Origin of the sequence: Bacillus cereus group sp. MG20 (assembly GCF_040459885.1) — a bacterium.
GTDB classification, from domain to species: Bacteria; Bacillota; Bacilli; order Bacillales; family Bacillaceae_G; genus Bacillus_A; species Bacillus_A cereus.
Map to the genome: position 1 here is coordinate 4362141 of NZ_JARVHF010000001.1, position 17389 is coordinate 4379529.

The window sequence follows — 17389 nt, forward strand, 5'->3', positions numbered from 1 at the left end:
TTGGAAATATTTAAGGAGGAGATAGAAATGAGAGTATCTACATTTCAAAATGCAAACTGGGCAAAGAATCAGTTGATGGATTTAAATGTGCAACAGCAATACCACCGAAATCAAGTAACCTCAGGGAAGAAAAACCTTCTTATGAGTGAAGATCCACTTGCAGCAAGTAAATCATTTGCGATTCAACATTCATTGGCAAATATGGAGCAAATGCAGAAAGATATAGCGGATTCGAAAAATGTATTAACACAAACTGAAAATACTTTACAAGGTGTTTTGAAATCTTTAACAAGAGCAGACCAGTTAACAGTACAAGCGTTAAATGGTACAAATAGTGAAAAAGAATTGCAGGCTATTGGTGTAGAGATTGATCAAATTTTAAAACAGGTCGTCTATTTAGCGAATACAAAAGAACAAGGTCGTTATATTTTCGGTGGTGATAGTGCAGAAAATCTGCCATTTACAGAAGATGGTACGTACCAAGGTGGAAAAAATGATGTGAACTGGAAACTAAATGACGGCTATGAATTCAAAGCGTTCCGTAACGGAGAAGCATTATTATCCCCGGTTATAAAAACGTTAAAACAGATGAGTGAAGCGATGAAAAAAGGTGACCAAAAAGCATTAAAACCGTTATTGGAAGAAAATAAGCAAAACTTAGATGGCATCATTAACCGTACAACTGAAGTTGGTTCGACAATGAACACAATGGAGACGTTTAAAACAATTTTAAACGAGCAAAATGTAGCACTTCAAGAAAACCGTAAAGAAATTGAGGATGTTGATTTAGCTGTCGCAATTTCTGATTTAGCTTATATAAACGCAACATACGAAGCAACATTAAAAGCTGTTAGTACGATGAGTAAAACGAGTATTTTAGATTACATGTAAATGATAAGGAGTGAAAAATATGGCAGGGACAATATCTAATTATGGTGACAGACAGCAAATATGGAATTTAGGAAATAACATAATAGATACAAAGAAGTTAGTAGATTTAGAGTTACAAGCATTGGAAATGAAAAAATCACCATACACTACACAAAAACAAACGTTAACAAATGAAAACAAAGTTTATGCGAGCATGAAAAAAGAGTTTGCAAATTTTGTGCAAGTATTCAAAGATTTAAACACATTTAAAGGTGATGAAAAGAAAACAACTTTATCCAAAGATGGTTTTATGACAGCGCAGGCGGATGCTGCTGCAATTCCTGGAACATATACAATTACAGTAGAGCGAGTAGCAGAAAGGCATCAAATAACTACAGCTCCACTTACTCCCCCAAAAACTCCTGAAGGTACGGAGCAAAAATTTAGTTTAGATTTAAAACTTGGAGTAGATGATGTATTTCAGATAAATGGAAAAGAAGTTAAAATTTCAAAAGATATGACGTATAAAGACCTTGTCAATAAGATAAATAATGGGAATTATGGTGCATCAGTATATACATTAGGAGATCAACTATTTTTCACATCAACTACTGCAGGAAAAGAGGGAGAGCTGAAATTAACAGATGGTGCCAATGGCTTTTTACAAAATATAGGGCTAGTTACTTCTGCGAAAAATACGGATGGAACGAATGCCATTGCACATCAAGTGACAGGAGCAGTAAATGCAGAATATACAATAAACGGAATTAAAGGAACTAGTAAAACAAATAAGATTGATACAATTCCAGGATTAACTATTAACTTAGAAAAGGTAACTACAGAGCCAATTAAATTAACTATCGAAGATTCAGATATAAAAAATTCGATAGATTTAATCAAAAAAATGAAAGATGAGTATAATAACGCTGTTAAAAGTTTAGATTTATTTTCTGGTGAAAATGGAGTAATGCAAGGGAATAATGTTTCATTTGCTATCAGTAATGCAATGACAAGCATTTTTAAATTTTCACAAGATGATAAGTATTTATTTTCTTTTGGAATTCAAATTGATAAAACAGGAAATATGACTCTTGATGAAGAAAAATTGAAAATAGCTTTTAAAGAGAATCCAGAATCTACAAAACAATTTTTCTTTGGCTTTAATGGTATTGGTCATGATATAGATAAAAAGCTTGAGGGAATCTTTGGAGATGAAGGGATTATCGGAAAACGCTCTAAAAGTATTGAAAAGCAAGTGACTGATTTAGAGAGAAAAATTCAAGATATTGATACAATTAATAAGAAAAAACAAGAATCAATTATTGATAAATATGCAAAGTTGGAAAGCCAGCTAGCATTGCTTGATAGTCAGCTGCAGACAATCAAAGCAATGACAAAAACCAAAAGTGATGATTAATGAAAGTTGAGGAAGTGATTATATGCAAGCATGGCAACGTTATATGCAAAATGATATTATGACGAGTAATCCGATTAAAAATACAATATTTATTTATGAAAGATGTATCGTAGAGTTTCGTAAATTAGAAGAACTTTTAAATACATTTAAACTTCAAGAAGGAGACGACCTTCTTGAAAAGTTAGAACGTATATTTGAAGAGTTGAAGCTTCAATTAAATCCTGATATTTCAAAAGATTTATATGACAGTCTATTTGGTTTATACGATTGGATTAGCATTCAAATTCAAACGATGAAAGTAACGCGTGAAGCAAAAGACATTGATGCGATTGTACAAGTGTTACAAGATTTAATAGACGGTTACCGTGGAGCACTTGAAAATGAACAATGATATTTATCGAACGTTTGTCAGCTGTTTTAATGAAATCGGTGAATTACAAGTGTCAGATGAAGAGTTTGCTGAGAAGAGTGAGATGTTAAATCGTTGGATGATGACACTAGATGAAGAAAGACGTGCACAAGTTGCAGCAGAAGTAAGCCCATTCATTATTAAGGCAGCGCAGCATATTCGAGATAAGCAAAAGATTTTGGAAGAAATGATTATGGAAAATGATGGGCGAATGAAGGCTAATTCATTTTACGGTAAATATTAATAATAACGTCTGGAAACAGATTCCCCTTTTAAAAGGGGGTCTATTCCTTCGTTTACATAAAGAACTCCGCTGATTGAGGTTTCATTTTATGACTGTGATGAAATAATAATTGTAATCTAAATAATAGAAAAATGGACTTTAGTTTGTAGTTTATATATTGAAATGTTCTATAGATTACTATGTGTATACAGTTTTTTGCATTCTTTTTTTATATTTTTGTATTTTTCTAAAGACAACAATGAAAAAATGGAATAAAATATGTAAGGGTACATAATAGTAAATATTTTAATAAACACATATAAGAAAATAAATAATGAAGTGAAACTTCTATCAGTGGATCATTAAGTTAGAAAAGGAAGGGTGTGGAATATGCCAGATTTAGTGAGTGATGTAAGCCATTATATGAATTATTTAGTGACGAAACGAAATACTGTTTCTAGTAATATTGCAAATGCGAATACACCTGGCTATAAAGCACAAGATGTAACATTTGCTGAGCAGATGAATAAAAGTAGTGCGTTATATAAAAATAATGCGGCTGATTTAAAGAGCAATCCAGATTTATATCAAACGAATGAAATGCACTTACCGACAGTAAATACGAAAAATACATATGCAAAGATTCAAACAAAATCAATGCAAACGAATAAAGACGGAAATAGTGTGGATGTAACGACAGAAATGCTAGATTTAATGAAAGCAAATCAGTTATACGGTATTTCAGTTAACGCAATTAATACACAATATGCAATTAACCAAGCGGCACGCGGACGTTAAAAGTAGAAGGAGAGACAACGGATGTTTCAGGCAATTAATGCAAGTGGCTCAGGGCTAACGACAGCGAGAAAGTGGATGGAAGTTACTTCTAACAATATTGTAAATGCGAATACGACGGCGGCTCCGGGGGCAGATTTATATGAGCGTCGTAGTGTGGTGCTAGAATCAAACAATAGTTTTGCAAGTATGTTAGATGGGGCTCCTACTAATGGAGTAAAAATAAAAAGTATTGAAGCAGACAAAACGGAAAATTTAGTGTATGATCCGACGCATCCGCACGCAAATGAAGAAGGATATGTACGTTATCCAAATATTGATGTAACTGCTGAAATGACGAATGTAATGGTTGCTCAAAAAATGTATGAAGCGAATACGAGTGTATTAAATGCAAATAAAAAAATGCTTGATAAAGATTTAGAAATCGGCCGAGGATAAGGGGGAAGATAATAATATGAAAATCCAACCAATGTTACATACACAACCATTTGGAGCAATTCAGTCAATTGGTGCACCGAAGACTTCTCAAACATCTGTAGTTGAGGGGAAAAAGTTTATTGATTTATTGGAAGATATGAATCAAACGCAAAACAATGCGCAAACAGCAGTATATGATTTACTAACTAAAGGGGTAGGAGAAACACATGACGTTTTAATTCAGCAAAAGAAAGCTGAATCTCAAATGAAAACGGCTGCTCTCGTACGTGATAATCTTATTGAAAATTATAAGTCACTAATTAATATGCAAATTTAGGAAAGTGGACGGGTGTGTTTAAATGGAAAAGATGAAAAATGTTATCCAATCGTTAAAAACGTGGCATAAGTTAGTAATCGGTGCTGCGCTTTTAGCGATTGTAACAGGAGCACTTTTATACTTCACCTTGCCAGATAAATATGTTGTTGTATATCAAAATTTAAATGATGCAGATAAACAAGAGATTACAGCAGAATTATCGAAGTTAGGTGTCGATTATCAATTAGCGGCCGATGGTTCGATTCGTGTGCAAAAGAATGATGCTCCATGGGTTCGAAAAGAAATGAATGGGATGGGCTTACCGTTTAATTCGAAAAGCGGTGAAGAAATTTTATTAGAAAGCTCGCTCGGTTCAAGTGAGCAAGATAAAAAAATGAAGCAAATTGTCGGTACGAAGAAGCAATTGGAGCAAGATATTGTAAGAAACTTTGCGACAGTTGAAACGGCAAATGTTCAAATTACATTGCCTGAAAAAGAGACAATTTTTGATGAAGAAAAAGCAAAAGGAACAGCGGCGATTACGGTTGGAGTGAAGCGTGGACAATTGTTAACAGCTGATCAAGTTGCAGGTATACAGCAAATGATTAGTGCAGCGGTTCCTGGTGTGAAAGCAGAAGAAGTAAGTGTTATTGATAGTAAAAAAGGTGTTATCTCAAAAGGAGCAGATGAAGCACATTCTAGTAGTTCCTCTTCTTATGAGAAAGAAGTTGAGATGCAGCACCAACTTGAAGGTAAATTAAAGCAAGACATTGATGCAACGTTAATGACGATGTTTAAACCGAATGAATATAAAGTGAATACGAAAGTATCTGTAAACTACGATGAAGTTACACGTCAGTCAGAAAAGTATGGTGATAAAGGTGTACTTCGTAGTAAACAAGAGCAAGAGGAAAGCTCTACTGCGCAAGAAGGGGCAGATACGAAGCAAGGTGCTGGTATTACAGCGAACGGTGAAGTTCCAAACTACGGTACGAACAATAATCAAAATGGTAAAGTTGTCTATGATAATAAAAATGGTAACAAAATCGAAAACTATGAAATAGATAAAACAGTTGAAACAATTAAGAAACACCCAGAATTAACGAAAACAAATGTTGTTGTATGGGTAGATAATGATACGTTAGTAAAACGTAGAATGGATATGACAACTTTTAAAGAAGCAATCGGAACAGCGGCAGGACTTCAAGCTGATCCGAACGGTAACTTTATAAATGGTCAAGTTAACGTTGTAACTGTTCAGTTCGATCAGCCGAAAGCCGAAAAAGAGAAAGAGCCAGAAAAAAGTGGTATGAACTGGTGGTTATTCGGTGGAATTACAGCTGGCTTATTAGCAATCGGTGGTCTAGTATGGTTCTTATTAGCAAGACGTAAGAGAAAGAAAGAAGAAGAGGAATATGAAGAATACTTAGCAGAAGAGGAAGTGGCTGCAAGTAATGAAAGTATCTTGGAAATTCCTGAAGAAAAAATAGTGCCAGAGCCAAAACCTGAACCAGAAGAACCGAAAGAACCAACGTTAGATGAACAAGTGCAGGATGCTACGAAAGAACATGTAGAAGGAACTGCAAAAGTAATTAAAAAATGGTTAAACGGACAGTAAGGGAGGAACAACGATGTTAGATGAAATCTCCTCCAAAGAAAAAGCTGCCATCCTTATTCGTACATTAGAAGAAGGGGTGGCAGCAAAAGTCATTGAATATATGACAGCTGAGGAAAAAGAAGTATTACTTCGTGAAATCGCAAAGTTTCGTGTATACAAACCAGAAACGTTAGAAAATGTACTAGGAGAGTTCTTATATGAACTAAATGTAAAAGAATTGAACTTAGTCACTCCAGATAAAGAATACATTCGTCGCATATTTAAAAATATGCCAGAAGACGAACTGGAAAAATTATTGGAAGACCTTTGGTATAACAAAGATAATCCATTTGAATTCTTAAATTCACTTACAGATTTAGAACCACTTCTTACAGTGCTTAATGATGAGTCACCACAAACAATTGCAATCATCGCTTCTTATATTAAACCGCAACTTGCGTCTCAATTAATTGAGAGATTGCCAGATCATAAACGAGTAGAGACTGTAATGGGTATTGCGAAGTTAGAACAAGTTGATGGTGAATTAATTAATCAAATTGGTGAGTTGTTAAAATCGAAATTAAATAATATGGCATTCAGTGCAATTAATAAAACTGATGGCTTGAAAACAATCGTAAACATTTTAAATAATGTTTCACGTGGTGTTGAAAAAACAGTCTTTCAAAAGCTGGATGAAGTCGATTATGAGTTATCTGAGAAAATTAAAGAAAATATGTTTGTCTTTGAAGACTTACTTGGTCTTGAAGATCTTGCGCTTCGCCGTGTATTAGAAGAAATTACAGATAACGGTGTTCTTGCGAAAGCACTTAAAATTGCAAAAGAAGAAATTAAAGAGAAACTATTTACATGTATGTCTTCAAACCGTAAAGAGATGATTCTAGAAGAATTAGATGGCTTAGGACCGCTTAAGATGACGGATGCTGAAAAAGCACAGCAAACGATCACTGGTACAGTGAAAAAGCTAGAGAAAGAAGGAAGAATTATCGTTCAAAGAGGTGAAGAGGATGTCCTTATTTAAAAACAGAATTCCGAAGAATTCTGTTTCTTTTTCTGAAGAAACGTATGAATTACAATTTCCAAAACCAGCTTCAGTTCAAATAGAAGAGGAAGAATTACAAGCTGATCATGCAGAGCTTCGCGCCCAGCAAGAGTCATTACATATGGAAATGAATCAGCTAAGGCAAGAGAAGCAAATGCTAGAACGAGAGCGGCAGCAGTTATTACAAGATAAAGAACAATTTCAAATGCATATTCATGAACAAATGGAACAGATGGAAGCAGCGCGTGTGCAGTTTCAAAAAGAACAACAAGAAACAGCATATGAATGGACAGAGTTATTATGGGATCAATCTTTTCATCTAGCAGAAAAAATCGTGAATCAAGCGGTAGATTCACGATCGCTTGATGTGTTACCTATTTTAACTGGCATCGTGCAAACATTGCCAACTTCGTTTGAAAAATTAATCATTACAGTACATCCAGAAACGTTTGAACGTATTCAAGAAGAGAAGGAGAATACGAAAGAATATTGGTTACTACAATTAGTAGAATGGAAATATGATTTCTCCCTGCAGTTTGGTGAATTTGTTCTGGAAGAAGAGAAAGAGTTCTTTGAATTTAAATTTGCACCTATATTTGCGAAACTTCGTCAGAAATGGGAAGAAGAGAAGTTATTTGAGGAGCAAAATGTATGAGCCGCCTGTTAATGAATGAGAACGAAAAATGGAATAAGTTCATTGAAACACCACTGTATACGAAAGTAGGCAAAGTTCATAGTGTACAAGAACAGTTTTTCGTAGCAAAAGGGCCGAAAGCGAAGATCGGAGATGTTTGCTTCGTTGGAGAACATAACGTCTTATGTGAAGTGATTGCCATTGAAAAAGAAAATAATATGCTACTTCCATTTGAACAGACAGAAAAAGTATGTTATGGAGATTCAGTGACTTTAATTTCAGAAGATGTTGTTGTACCACGTGGTAATCACTTGCTCGGAAAAGTGTTAAGTGCAAATGGTGAAGTGTTAAATGAGGAAGCTGAAAACATTCCATTACAGAAAATTAAACTAGATGCACCGCCTATACATGCATTTGAACGTGAAGAGATTACCGATGTATTTGAAACAGGAATAAAATCAATTGATTCTATGCTAACAATTGGTATCGGTCAAAAGATTGGTATTTTTGCTGGGTCAGGTGTTGGTAAATCTACTTTACTTGGAATGATAGCAAAAAACGCAAAAGCTGATATAAACGTTATTAGTTTAGTAGGAGAACGTGGCCGGGAAGTAAAAGACTTTATTCGAAAAGAGTTAGGCGAGGAAGGTATGCAAAAAAGCGTCGTTGTTGTAGCGACGTCAGATGAAAGTCATCTTATGCAACTTCGTGCAGCGAAACTCGCAACGTCTATTGCTGAATACTTCCGTGATCAAGGCAATAATGTATTACTTATGATGGACTCTGTTACTCGTTTTGCCGATGCCCGTAGAAGTGTTGATATTGCTGTTAAAGAGTTACCGATTGGTGGTAAAACACTGTTAATGGAAAGTTATATGAAGAAGCTGTTAGAGCGGTCCGGAAAAACACAAAAGGGATCTATAACAGGTATTTATACGGTGCTTGTTGATGGGGACGATTTAAATGGTCCTGTACCAGATTTAGCACGTGGTATTTTAGATGGACATATTGTATTAAAGCGTGAGCTTGCAACGCTTAGTCATTATCCTGCAATTTCAGTATTAGATTCAGTAAGTAGGATTATGGAAGAAATTGTTTCGCCACATCATTGGCAACTTGCAAATGAAATGAGAAAAATTTTATCAATTTATAAAGAAAATGAATTGTATTTTAAGTTAGGAACGATTCAAGAAAATGAAGAAAATGCTTATATTTTTGAATGTAAAAATAAAGTAGAAGGTATAAATACGTTTTTAAAGCAAGGTCGATCGGATAGTTTCCAATTTGATGATATCGTTCAAGCGATACACCATATAGTATAAGGCCTCTGCCCAAGAGGTCTTATTTTTTTGTTTTTTAATATTTCACAGATTTTTTTGGAAAAAAACTATATAATAGAAAAAGAGAACGTTATAATAGGAAGGGGCTATGAAAACAGGTGGATAAACAGCAGTACGACACAATAAAATTGCAAATAAATCAAGAAAAAGAACATATTTTAAAAGAAGTGTATGAATTAACAGCTGAAAAAAGAAAAATAGAACAAAAAAAAGAATATGATTTATATGTTGTGAAATCGCGTAGTAAAGTCGTACAAACTGGGCAACGTATTATGGCTGGCATGCTTTCTTCACATACGTTTTCACCTGAAAGAATAGAAGAATGGAATCGAAAAATTAAAAAAACGGAAGGTTTTATTCAAAAAAATGAAAGCCTTTTAGAGCAAGTAAAAGAAAAAGAACGTGTCATTGATGAGATGTATCAAGAAAATTGTAAAAAGCTTGCGAAAGCACAAGAAAAGCTGGAAGAAAAAATGCTTCTGGATTTGAAAATGTGTATGAATGGATGAGGTGAATGTAGTGATACAGTCTGTATTACCGGTGCAACAAAGCTTACCTCCGCAAAAAGAAAAAGGGCTAGAAGTACAATCAAAAAATGAAGATTCTTCATTCGATCGTACGATGAGAATGGAAAATAAAAAACAGCCGCAAACGGAGAAAACGAAACGAGAAGAAGCACCAACAGAAGAGAAAAAAGATTATATTCTTTCTAAAAAATCGGTAACGAAAGAAGAGCCTATTGTAAAGAAAGAAGAAAAAAAAGAGACAGAACAGTTGTTATTAGCTGTATCTGAGCAAATGGTTGCAATTGAGCAATTACATGTGCAACCGGAATTGCTATATCAATACATACAAAAAATACAAGAGCTATATAAAGAATATGGCAATATTAAACTTAATGAATTACCTGCAGCTGAATTACAACAATTACAAGAACTTCTTTCAAATATGAATATCAAAAATGCTATATGTTTAGAAGATACAATGCAAATGGTATTAGACAAAATGAAGATGCCAGAGCAAACGATGCAAGCATTGAAAGTTGTAGAAACAGAAACTTGTAATATTGCAAAGGAACAAGAAGAGTCTAAAGAGGTAGATCTTCCGAAACTTGAGAGCGATGATGCAAAGGTAGAGTTGCCAGAGGTTGATGCATTAAATGATTCGAGCTCTGCAGGTGCAGAGTTATTAAATAAAACGACGAGTACCGAACAAATAGGGAAATCAAATAGTGGTGCTGAGAAAGTTTCATTACCTGACTTAGGAAAGAAAATGGAAGCGCAAGTAGAAGCGCTGCAAAAATTTGTAGTGAAACAAGAACGTGTTTTATTCCAGTTAAATCCAGAAAAACTTGGTACATTAACAGTGTTTATGAAAAAACACGGAGATCAAATTGACGTTCACGTAGAAATGGAAAAACATGATGCGAAAAAACGTGTTGAAATCATTTTTGATGAATTGAAATTAAAGTTAAAAGAAAAAGAAATCAATATTCAAATTAGCTATTCAGATAAAGATGAAAATCGTAAAGAACAGCGAGAACAAGAGCAGAGGCAAAAACAGAAATTAGCAAATACAAATCATGAAAAACAACAATCAACAGAATTTGCGGGATTATTGGAGGAATAAAGCGTGCCAACAGTTGGGTTAAATACAACGAGTACAAATCATATTCCGTTACAAGCAGGAGCGCAAGCAAAAAACGCATCTGTTAATGGTGTACAATCGCCAGTGCAACAAACAAACGGATTATCAGCAAGTAATCAAAAAACACCCGGTATTATGGATAAAGATGATTTCCTGAAACTTTTTTTAGCAAGCTTTCAACATCAAGACCCGTTTAATGCGATGGATATGAACCAAATGATGAATCAAACGGCTCAACTATCGCTTATGGAGCAAGTACAAAATATGACGAAAGCAGTAGATAAACTACAATCAACGATGTATACGACAGCTCTTGATGGAGGGATGAAATTTTTAGGAAAGTATGTTAGAGGTATAAACAATAAGGGAGAGCAAGTGACTGGTCAAGTGGAAACAGTTCGACTTGCCGAAAATAACGATGTACAACTTATTGTTGATAATCAAGTTGTCTCACTTCGTTTTGTAGAAAGGGTTTCAGATAAACCGATAGCAGAAGCAAATCCAGAAGATGAGAAGAAAGATGATATAGAAAAAAATGAAGAGGTTAAGCAAAATTAATAAAAGGAGTGTATATAGGTTATGATTAAAGCGTTATATACAAGTATTACAGGGATGAATGCAGCACAAAATGCATTAAGTGTTACTTCAAATAATATTGCAAATGCACAAACAGTTGGATATAAAAAGCAAAAAGCTATTTTTGATGATCTGCTATATAATAATACGGTTGGTTCACGTGGGGATGGTGCTTATGCTGGTACGAATCCAAAGAGTATTGGTAACGGTGTAAAGTTTAGTGGGACATCTACAGATTTTAGTGATGGTTCTATTACTTTAACTAGTGATAAAATGGAGACAGCCATAGAGGGAAATGGTTTATTTTTAGTTGGCGATCGTAATAGCGGAAATGTAGAGTATACGAGAAAAGGGTCTTTCGGTGTATCGAAAGATAACTATGTTACAAATACAAGTGGTCAGTATGTGCTAGGGTATGGTGTGAAAACAGGAACTCAAGAAATAGATTTTTCTTCACGACCAAGTCCAATTCATATTCCAATGGGATCAGCTGTTGGTGGGATTCAAACAGATAAAGCAACAATAGGTGGAAACCTTCCTAGAAATCAAAATGCATTATCTCACGAATTCACAGTTTTTGATGAGGAAGGGAACTCGTTAACGTTACGTGTAAATATTAAACAAAAGACTACAAAAGAGACTGTAGATGGTAAAGAAGTTGAAAAGCCTGTGCCAGGTGAATATACGTATACAGTTTCTGTAAGAAATGATTCTAAAAACGAAAAAGAGTTTAAGCCGGTTGAAGGCATGACGGGCGAAAAAAATCTTAAATTTGATACATTAGGAAATCTAAAGGAGACAGATGAAGCTGTACAAAAAAATCCAGTAACTGGTGAAATTACTAAAGGTGGAACGGTTAAAATTCCTTTTGGTAAGGGACTGACACTGGACTTAAGTGGTTTAACAAATTATCCAACAGGGAAAACTATTTCTACAACAGAAGTAACGGGGCGTCCAGCTGCAATTGCAAATGACTATTCAATTTCTGACGGTGGTTTCGTTATGATGAGATATTCGGATGGTAGTATGAAGGTTGTAGGACAACTAGCTGTAGCTACATTCCCTAATTCAGGTGGATTAATGAAAACTGGGAATGGCAATTACATTGCCACACCATCAGCAGGGATTCCAGGGATTGGTGTGGCAGGTGAGAATGGTGCAGGTAATGTAAGAGGTTCAGCAAAAGAAAGTTCAAACGTAGATTTATCTGTAGAATTCGTTGACTTAATGTTATATCAACGTGGATTCCAAGGAAATGCGAAAGTAATTAAAGTGTCAGATGAAGTATTAAATGAAGTTGTAAACTTAATTCGATAATGTATTATAAAGAAAGATCGTAATGTAGTAGAAAGGGTTTTTATTCGTATGACAAGACAAGAACGAATTTTACAATTGCCATTTTTCGAGAATAAACGTGAACTTGCTGAGCAAGTGCTAAAAATGGAACGAGAAGAGCATGTATATTTACCAGATCAATTTGAAATTAAGCAAGTGCCCCCGTATTCATTTGCTGAAAAGAAAGCGATTATTGGTCGTATTCATGAGTTTTATTTCGTCAGTGTTGGTAATGATGGCGCATGGAAGTATCAACTGTTTAAGGACGAGATGAAGTGCCGTGAGTTTTTTGTTACATTATCAGGCATTACAGATCAGCAAATTGCGTTTTGGTTCAACAATATTGAGTTGCTTAAAGGCGCTTAAAAGTGTTTTTAGTCTTAGGTGGCTCGGAGCTGTAAGAAGAGAACTATAGAAATCTACTGGAATGGCTGAACAATAATCTCTTTATAGCAAGCCAGTACTTTTTTATAGTCTGTGAGTTGTGACAATAGGGCAATGAAATGAGAGTATGCTAGTTTCATTTTATATGTTTGTGATGATAGATTTTTATAAAAGGAGAGGTGAGGAGGATGGCGCAAAATAAGTATCGCGTTACATTCATTTCGCCGAGTGAGGTTGAGCAGCGGACTGTAATGGGGGCGAATAGTTTGCCAGATTTAATTCGTAAAGTAGAAAGTATTATCGCAGATCCAAATGGTTATTTTGTAAATGATAAAAAAAATAATTGCTATTTTAAAGTGATTAAAGAAAATGTTACGTTTATTCAATATGAGTTACTATTTTCGGATAAGGAAATTCATATTGAAAAATTAAAACATATAGCACCGGTAGTATTAAAGCGATTATTCGAAAAAATAAATGACCCGGAATTATATGCACTTGCGCTACTTGATGTTGATATAGCAACGAAAGAATATGTGTTAGCAGAAATGAATTCTGAGCTGAGAATAAGAGTAGAGACGGAGCTTTCGAAAAAATGGGAAGCAATGCCGACAGAAATTGTAGGGGCGCAAGAAGTGTTATTAGAAGCACTTGCTTCTTTTATACAAGATTAATTGTTTTTTAATAAAATGAATCGATCGACTATCTATATTTTTTATATAGGTAGTTGACTTTTTCTCTTTTATAAAGCTTAATAATTAGATATACGGAATTAATGGAAGGGGAGCGACACCTTTATGTCACAAGCACAAAGTATTTTATTAGAAAGCGGAACAAATGAATTAGAGATTGTTACGTACACTGTTGGTGAAAACCTATTTAGTATTAATGTAATGAAAGTACGTGAAATCATTAATCCATTCCCTGTTACAACTGTGCCAGAATCTCATCATGCAGTTGAAGGTGTTGTTCAAGTACGTGGTGAAATTTTACCTGTTATTAACTTGGCAATGGCTCTTAATTTAAAGTCAACAAAGCCACTTGATCAAACGAAATTTATCATCTCAGAATTAAACCAAATGAAAGTTATTTTCCGCGTTGATGAAGTGCATCGTATTCAACGTATTTCGTGGGAACAAATTGATGAACCAGCTTCATTATCTATGGGACTAGAAGAAACGACATCTGGTATTGTAAAACTAGATGGCAAAATCATCTTACTATTAGATTATGAAAAAATTGTATGTGAAATTAGCGGCACTGGTTATGACAATAAATCAATTGCAGGGTTAGAACAAAAAACAGATCGGGCTGAAAAAGTAATTTATATTGCAGAAGATTCAGCGATGCTTCGTCAAATATTAGAAGAAACATTATCATCAGCTGGATATACGAAAATGAACTTCTTCAGCAATGGTGCAGAAGCGTTAGCGCAAATTGAAAAATTAGCGAAAGAGCAAGGCGAAAAAATGTTTGAACATATTCACCTGCTAATTACGGATATTGAAATGCCAAAAATGGATGGACATCATTTAACGAAAGTGGTTAAGGATAGTGAAGTAATGAATCGTTTACCAGTCATTATTTTCTCTTCATTAATTACAAATGAATTATTCCATAAAGGTGAAGCTGTAGGAGCAAATGCTCAAGTAAGTAAGCCAGATATTCAAGAGCTAATTGGTTTAGTTGATAAGTTAGTGTTGTAAGAAAAGTACTTTTTTAGCTGGAATAGAGGAACTAGCTATGTGTGGCAGCGGTCAGTGCCTAATAGAGACCCATGCGATGTAAGACCAGAGATATGGAGTGTTTTTTGGGTAAATGGGACGAGAGAGCCGCCGAGATAGCTTTAGAAGAAGCGAGACTTCGATTGAGGATTTGAAGACTGGGTTTATAACTCTATTCTGTTAGAGAGAGGAAGGAACTAGCCATATATAGCATTGGCTAGTTCCTTTTTAGTATTCTATACTTTAAGCTGATAGAAAAATGAAAGGTTTCTGGGGTGTTTGGCGCTGTATGTATCAAAAATCTTCATTTGAAGATTTTTGATTTAAAAATATTAACAAACGTATTTTCGATGGTTATTTTAGTAATATTTCGTGGTAACGCAAATTTTTTCGGTGAAAAAACATTCAAAATACCATATAATATAATTAAATGTAATTAATATGCAATTTTGCATATTAATAAAAAACATTTTCCAAATTTTTATACTTTCTATACATTTTTGTATGTTTATTATTTGACAGATAATTTCGAACTGTTATAATATGGATATGTAAAAATTGCTATTTTCTTAAAAGACATGGGAGTCAGATGAGAATTGTGAAAGGATGAGGGGGAGTGGCACAAATTATGTATCACCACACAGCAATTAATGTATTAGGTCTTTTACAAAACATGTCAAATAATAAAATGAACGATATGCAACTAGAAGCGGAATTAAAAAAAATAGAAAAAGAATTCCAAGTAAAGTATGAAGAGTTAGTTGATTTACATAATAGAATGGTATTATTTCAAATAGATATAGAAAAAAATGGCGGGATGCGAGCATATGAAAAATCAGCAATTACATGGCTGAAGTCTGAACTAGAGCTACTGTATGAAGTGTATCAATTTTGTCAACGTCACGGTTTAAACATTTTAAATATTTCAAAATACGTAAGTAAAAATGAACTAAATCTTTTTCCAAAAACAGAAAGTCAATTGCAAAATACGTATTATAAATTGAAAAAACGTGAAATACCGTTTGAAAATATTGAAAAACAAAAACCAGGACGAAAGCGAAAATATATACCAGTAAAAGAGACAATCGTTGCAAGAAAACAAGAAAACGAGTACGAATTAAAAGAAGAAATCCAGCATAAAGAGGATGAAAAAAATCTTGTAACAGTTATATCTGGTATCGTTGATAACTTTGAAACAATTAATCAATGTAGTGAAAGGAAAGAAGACGAACTACATCAGTTTATGGAAGGTATTTATAAGCTTTCTAGCATGGCAGCAGGGCGTTCTAGAGAAGCGAAGAATACACGTAGTCTAGAAGGTGAATTGCATTCGTTACAACTAGAAAATGAAAGGCTAAAAGGAGAGAAAGAAGAGCTTGTACAAGATATTAAAGGTATGACGCAGCTTTTAATTCATTTCATTACAAGTTCTGATATCGATCAAATTCGTAAATTACCAACTTTCGTACAAGATTGTAAAATGGAATTACATAAACTTGGGCTATATAATGCACAAGACGGAAAAATGAAAATAATGGTTGACCGTAGCGGACAAGTTATGACGGTAACACAGTAATAAAATTTGGGTACAAAATAAAAGGGAGATACATAGTTTATATGTATTTCCCTTTTGTTTTGTATGGAATCGTTCCAAAGATGGAAGATTTATTTTTATGATTGTAGTAGTTTAGAGACCATTTGCGGAATTTGGTTCGCTTGTGAAACCATACTAAGTGCAACTTCAGTCAATAATTTGAACTTTAAAAAATCACTCATCTCCTGCGCCATGTCTGCATCTTCAATTCGAGATGCAGCATCTGTTAACGCCATACTTTGACTATTTAAATTTTCAATATTAAATTGTAAACGATTTATCATAGCACCAAGGTCGGCACGATGAAGTGACACACTTTGTAAAGCATCTTCAATTTTAAGAATCGCTGCTCTTGCTTCTTGTTCTGTTGAAATCTTGATGTCATGTTGGGTAGGGGAATGGGGAATATGTTTCGTCATATGTACCGTATGACCGATATCGTCTAATGTAATAGGACGGTTTTGACCGTCAAATACGGATAAATCATTAAACTCAGTCGTCTCGACAATATAGCCAATTTCTTCTGTTAAAGAATGAAACTCTTTATTCAGCGAATTACGATTTTCATTTGAATTTGTACCGTTTGAGGATTGAACAGCTAAATCACGCATACGCTGCAAAATATTCGTCACAGTTTGAAGGGCAGCTTCTGCCGTGCGAAGCATTGATATCGCATCCTCATTATTACGAATCGCCACGCGCATACCACTTGCTCTCGCATGCATTCGAGTCACAATTGCAATATTAGCGGGATTATCCGAAGCGTTGTTCAACTTCTTACCAGTCGCCAAATGCTGCATTGCAACATTCATACGTTTCTCATTCTCATACAACGACTGCCTAGCATTCATACTTAAAACATACGTACCAATACGCATAATAGACACTCCTTATAGATTGTTAGAGTCGGTATCTTTTGATCTAATAAACAGTTATGGAAGGATAGAGGGGCTTATGCTTATTTACTGTTTGTGTTTTAACATAAGAGGGAATCAAGATAAGCACTGACCGCTTCTAAGCATCACGGATACTCTCTTCCACATAAAAAAGA

Annotated in this window: 20 protein-coding genes; 19 read left to right on the forward strand and 1 reads right to left on the reverse strand. The window is 34.4% G+C overall.

Going from position 1 to position 17389, the window contains the following annotated elements; all coding sequences use genetic code 11:
- Positions 1 to 27: 27 nt before the first annotated feature.
- The 19 genes from QCI81_RS22445 (at position 28) to QCI81_RS22535 (ending at position 16320) form a co-directional block, all read left to right on the forward strand.
- Positions 28 to 891 carry a flagellar hook-associated protein 3 gene (locus tag QCI81_RS22445; RefSeq protein WP_071730829.1) on the forward strand — a complete coding sequence of 288 codons (864 nt, stop codon included), beginning with the start codon at positions 28 to 30 and terminating at the stop codon, positions 889 to 891.
- Positions 892 to 910: 19 nt separating this feature from the next.
- Entirely contained in the window at positions 911 to 2287 is a 1377-nt protein-coding gene (locus QCI81_RS22450; protein WP_061883958.1) for a flagellar hook-associated protein 2, read from the forward strand.
- Between the two features lie 22 nt (positions 2288 to 2309).
- Complete coding sequence (locus QCI81_RS22455; protein WP_012260665.1) at positions 2310 to 2678, forward strand: flagellar export chaperone FliS; 369 nt, start codon at positions 2310 to 2312, stop codon at positions 2676 to 2678.
- A complete protein-coding gene (locus QCI81_RS22460) occupies positions 2668 to 2940 on the forward strand; it encodes a hypothetical protein (protein ID WP_001058085.1) in 273 nt (90 codons plus the stop codon). The genes QCI81_RS22455 and QCI81_RS22460 overlap by 11 nt, the downstream gene beginning before the upstream one ends.
- 369 nt (positions 2941 to 3309) lie before the next feature.
- Positions 3310 to 3717, forward strand: coding sequence for a flagellar basal body rod protein FlgB (gene flgB / locus QCI81_RS22465; protein WP_001113109.1), 408 nt, complete (start codon positions 3310 to 3312; stop codon positions 3715 to 3717).
- A gap of 21 nt (positions 3718 to 3738) precedes the next feature.
- Complete coding sequence (gene flgC / locus QCI81_RS22470) at positions 3739 to 4152, forward strand: flagellar basal body rod protein FlgC (protein WP_000484680.1); 414 nt, start codon at positions 3739 to 3741, stop codon at positions 4150 to 4152.
- Between the two features lie 16 nt (positions 4153 to 4168).
- On the forward strand, positions 4169 to 4468 hold the full coding sequence (fliE, locus tag QCI81_RS22475) for a flagellar hook-basal body complex protein FliE (protein WP_000701672.1): 300 nt from the start codon (positions 4169 to 4171) through the stop codon (positions 4466 to 4468).
- A 22-nt stretch (positions 4469 to 4490) separates the two neighbouring features.
- Positions 4491 to 6065, forward strand: coding sequence for a flagellar M-ring protein FliF C-terminal domain-containing protein (locus tag QCI81_RS22480; protein ID WP_071730831.1), 1575 nt, complete (start codon positions 4491 to 4493; stop codon positions 6063 to 6065).
- 13 nt (positions 6066 to 6078) lie between these two features.
- Positions 6079 to 7083 carry a flagellar motor switch protein FliG gene (gene fliG, locus QCI81_RS22485; protein WP_000883364.1) on the forward strand — a complete coding sequence of 335 codons (1005 nt, stop codon included), beginning with the start codon at positions 6079 to 6081 and terminating at the stop codon, positions 7081 to 7083.
- On the forward strand, positions 7070 to 7759 hold the full coding sequence (locus tag QCI81_RS22490; protein WP_016082179.1) for a FliH/SctL family protein: 690 nt from the start codon (positions 7070 to 7072) through the stop codon (positions 7757 to 7759). The genes fliG and QCI81_RS22490 overlap by 14 nt, the downstream gene beginning before the upstream one ends.
- On the forward strand, positions 7756 to 9060 hold the full coding sequence (gene fliI / locus QCI81_RS22495; RefSeq protein ID WP_071730833.1) for a flagellar protein export ATPase FliI: 1305 nt from the start codon (positions 7756 to 7758) through the stop codon (positions 9058 to 9060). The genes QCI81_RS22490 and fliI overlap by 4 nt, the downstream gene beginning before the upstream one ends.
- Before the next feature lie 116 nt (positions 9061 to 9176).
- Positions 9177 to 9587 carry a hypothetical protein gene (locus QCI81_RS22500; protein ID WP_000360860.1) on the forward strand — a complete coding sequence of 137 codons (411 nt, stop codon included), beginning with the start codon at positions 9177 to 9179 and terminating at the stop codon, positions 9585 to 9587.
- Positions 9588 to 9597: 10 nt separating this feature from the next.
- Positions 9598 to 10707 (forward strand): flagellar hook-length control protein FliK, encoded by a 1110-nt coding sequence (locus QCI81_RS22505; RefSeq protein ID WP_048565328.1) that lies wholly within the window; start codon positions 9598 to 9600, stop codon positions 10705 to 10707.
- A 3-nt stretch (positions 10708 to 10710) separates the two neighbouring features.
- Positions 10711 to 11283, forward strand: coding sequence for a flagellar hook assembly protein FlgD (locus QCI81_RS22510; protein ID WP_001143457.1), 573 nt, complete (start codon positions 10711 to 10713; stop codon positions 11281 to 11283).
- A gap of 21 nt (positions 11284 to 11304) precedes the next feature.
- A complete protein-coding gene (gene flgE / locus QCI81_RS22515; RefSeq protein WP_000588310.1) occupies positions 11305 to 12618 on the forward strand; it encodes a flagellar hook protein FlgE in 1314 nt (437 codons plus the stop codon).
- 48 nt (positions 12619 to 12666) lie between these two features.
- The gene (locus QCI81_RS22520) at positions 12667 to 13002 is read left to right on the forward strand and encodes a DUF3964 family protein (protein ID WP_063675178.1); all 336 of its coding nucleotides are present in this window, start codon (positions 12667 to 12669) and stop codon (positions 13000 to 13002) included.
- Positions 13003 to 13208: 206 nt separating this feature from the next.
- Complete coding sequence (locus QCI81_RS22525; RefSeq protein ID WP_061883963.1) at positions 13209 to 13694, forward strand: hypothetical protein; 486 nt, start codon at positions 13209 to 13211, stop codon at positions 13692 to 13694.
- Between the two features lie 123 nt (positions 13695 to 13817).
- Complete coding sequence (locus QCI81_RS22530; RefSeq protein ID WP_000075943.1) at positions 13818 to 14726, forward strand: chemotaxis protein; 909 nt, start codon at positions 13818 to 13820, stop codon at positions 14724 to 14726.
- Between the two features lie 646 nt (positions 14727 to 15372).
- Entirely contained in the window at positions 15373 to 16320 is a 948-nt protein-coding gene (locus tag QCI81_RS22535) for a DNA-binding domain-containing protein (protein WP_071714499.1), read from the forward strand.
- Positions 16321 to 16415: 95 nt separating this feature from the next.
- Here the strand turns inward: QCI81_RS22535 and QCI81_RS22540 are convergent, their stop codons facing one another.
- Entirely contained in the window at positions 16416 to 17216 is an 801-nt protein-coding gene (locus QCI81_RS22540; RefSeq protein WP_353810891.1) for a flagellin N-terminal helical domain-containing protein, read from the reverse strand.
- Between the last annotated feature and the right edge of the window lie 173 nt (positions 17217 to 17389).

Coding starts and splice junctions, on each gene's coding strand:
- QCI81_RS22450 (WP_061883958.1), top strand. CDS start 911: ATGGCAGGGACAATATCTAATTATGGTGACAGACAGCAAATATGGAAT.
- QCI81_RS22455 (WP_012260665.1), top strand. CDS start 2,310: ATGCAAGCATGGCAACGTTATATGCAAAATGATATTATGACGAGTAAT.
- QCI81_RS22535 (WP_071714499.1), top strand. CDS start 15,373: ATGTATCACCACACAGCAATTAATGTATTAGGTCTTTTACAAAACATG.
- QCI81_RS22530 (WP_000075943.1), top strand. CDS start 13,818: ATGTCACAAGCACAAAGTATTTTATTAGAAAGCGGAACAAATGAATTA.
- QCI81_RS22525 (WP_061883963.1), top strand. CDS start 13,209: ATGGCGCAAAATAAGTATCGCGTTACATTCATTTCGCCGAGTGAGGTT.
- QCI81_RS22490 (WP_016082179.1), top strand. CDS start 7,070: ATGTCCTTATTTAAAAACAGAATTCCGAAGAATTCTGTTTCTTTTTCT.
- QCI81_RS22540 (WP_353810891.1), bottom strand. CDS start 17,216: ATGCGTATTGGTACGTATGTTTTAAGTATGAATGCTAGGCAGTCGTTG.
- QCI81_RS22520 (WP_063675178.1), top strand. CDS start 12,667: ATGACAAGACAAGAACGAATTTTACAATTGCCATTTTTCGAGAATAAA.
- QCI81_RS22480 (WP_071730831.1), top strand. CDS start 4,491: ATGGAAAAGATGAAAAATGTTATCCAATCGTTAAAAACGTGGCATAAG.
- flgB (WP_001113109.1), top strand. CDS start 3,310: ATGCCAGATTTAGTGAGTGATGTAAGCCATTATATGAATTATTTAGTG.
- flgC (WP_000484680.1), top strand. CDS start 3,739: ATGTTTCAGGCAATTAATGCAAGTGGCTCAGGGCTAACGACAGCGAGA.
- QCI81_RS22445 (WP_071730829.1), top strand. CDS start 28: ATGAGAGTATCTACATTTCAAAATGCAAACTGGGCAAAGAATCAGTTG.
- fliG (WP_000883364.1), top strand. CDS start 6,079: ATGTTAGATGAAATCTCCTCCAAAGAAAAAGCTGCCATCCTTATTCGT.
- fliE (WP_000701672.1), top strand. CDS start 4,169: ATGAAAATCCAACCAATGTTACATACACAACCATTTGGAGCAATTCAG.
- fliI (WP_071730833.1), top strand. CDS start 7,756: ATGAGCCGCCTGTTAATGAATGAGAACGAAAAATGGAATAAGTTCATT.
- QCI81_RS22460 (WP_001058085.1), top strand. CDS start 2,668: ATGAACAATGATATTTATCGAACGTTTGTCAGCTGTTTTAATGAAATC.
- flgE (WP_000588310.1), top strand. CDS start 11,305: ATGATTAAAGCGTTATATACAAGTATTACAGGGATGAATGCAGCACAA.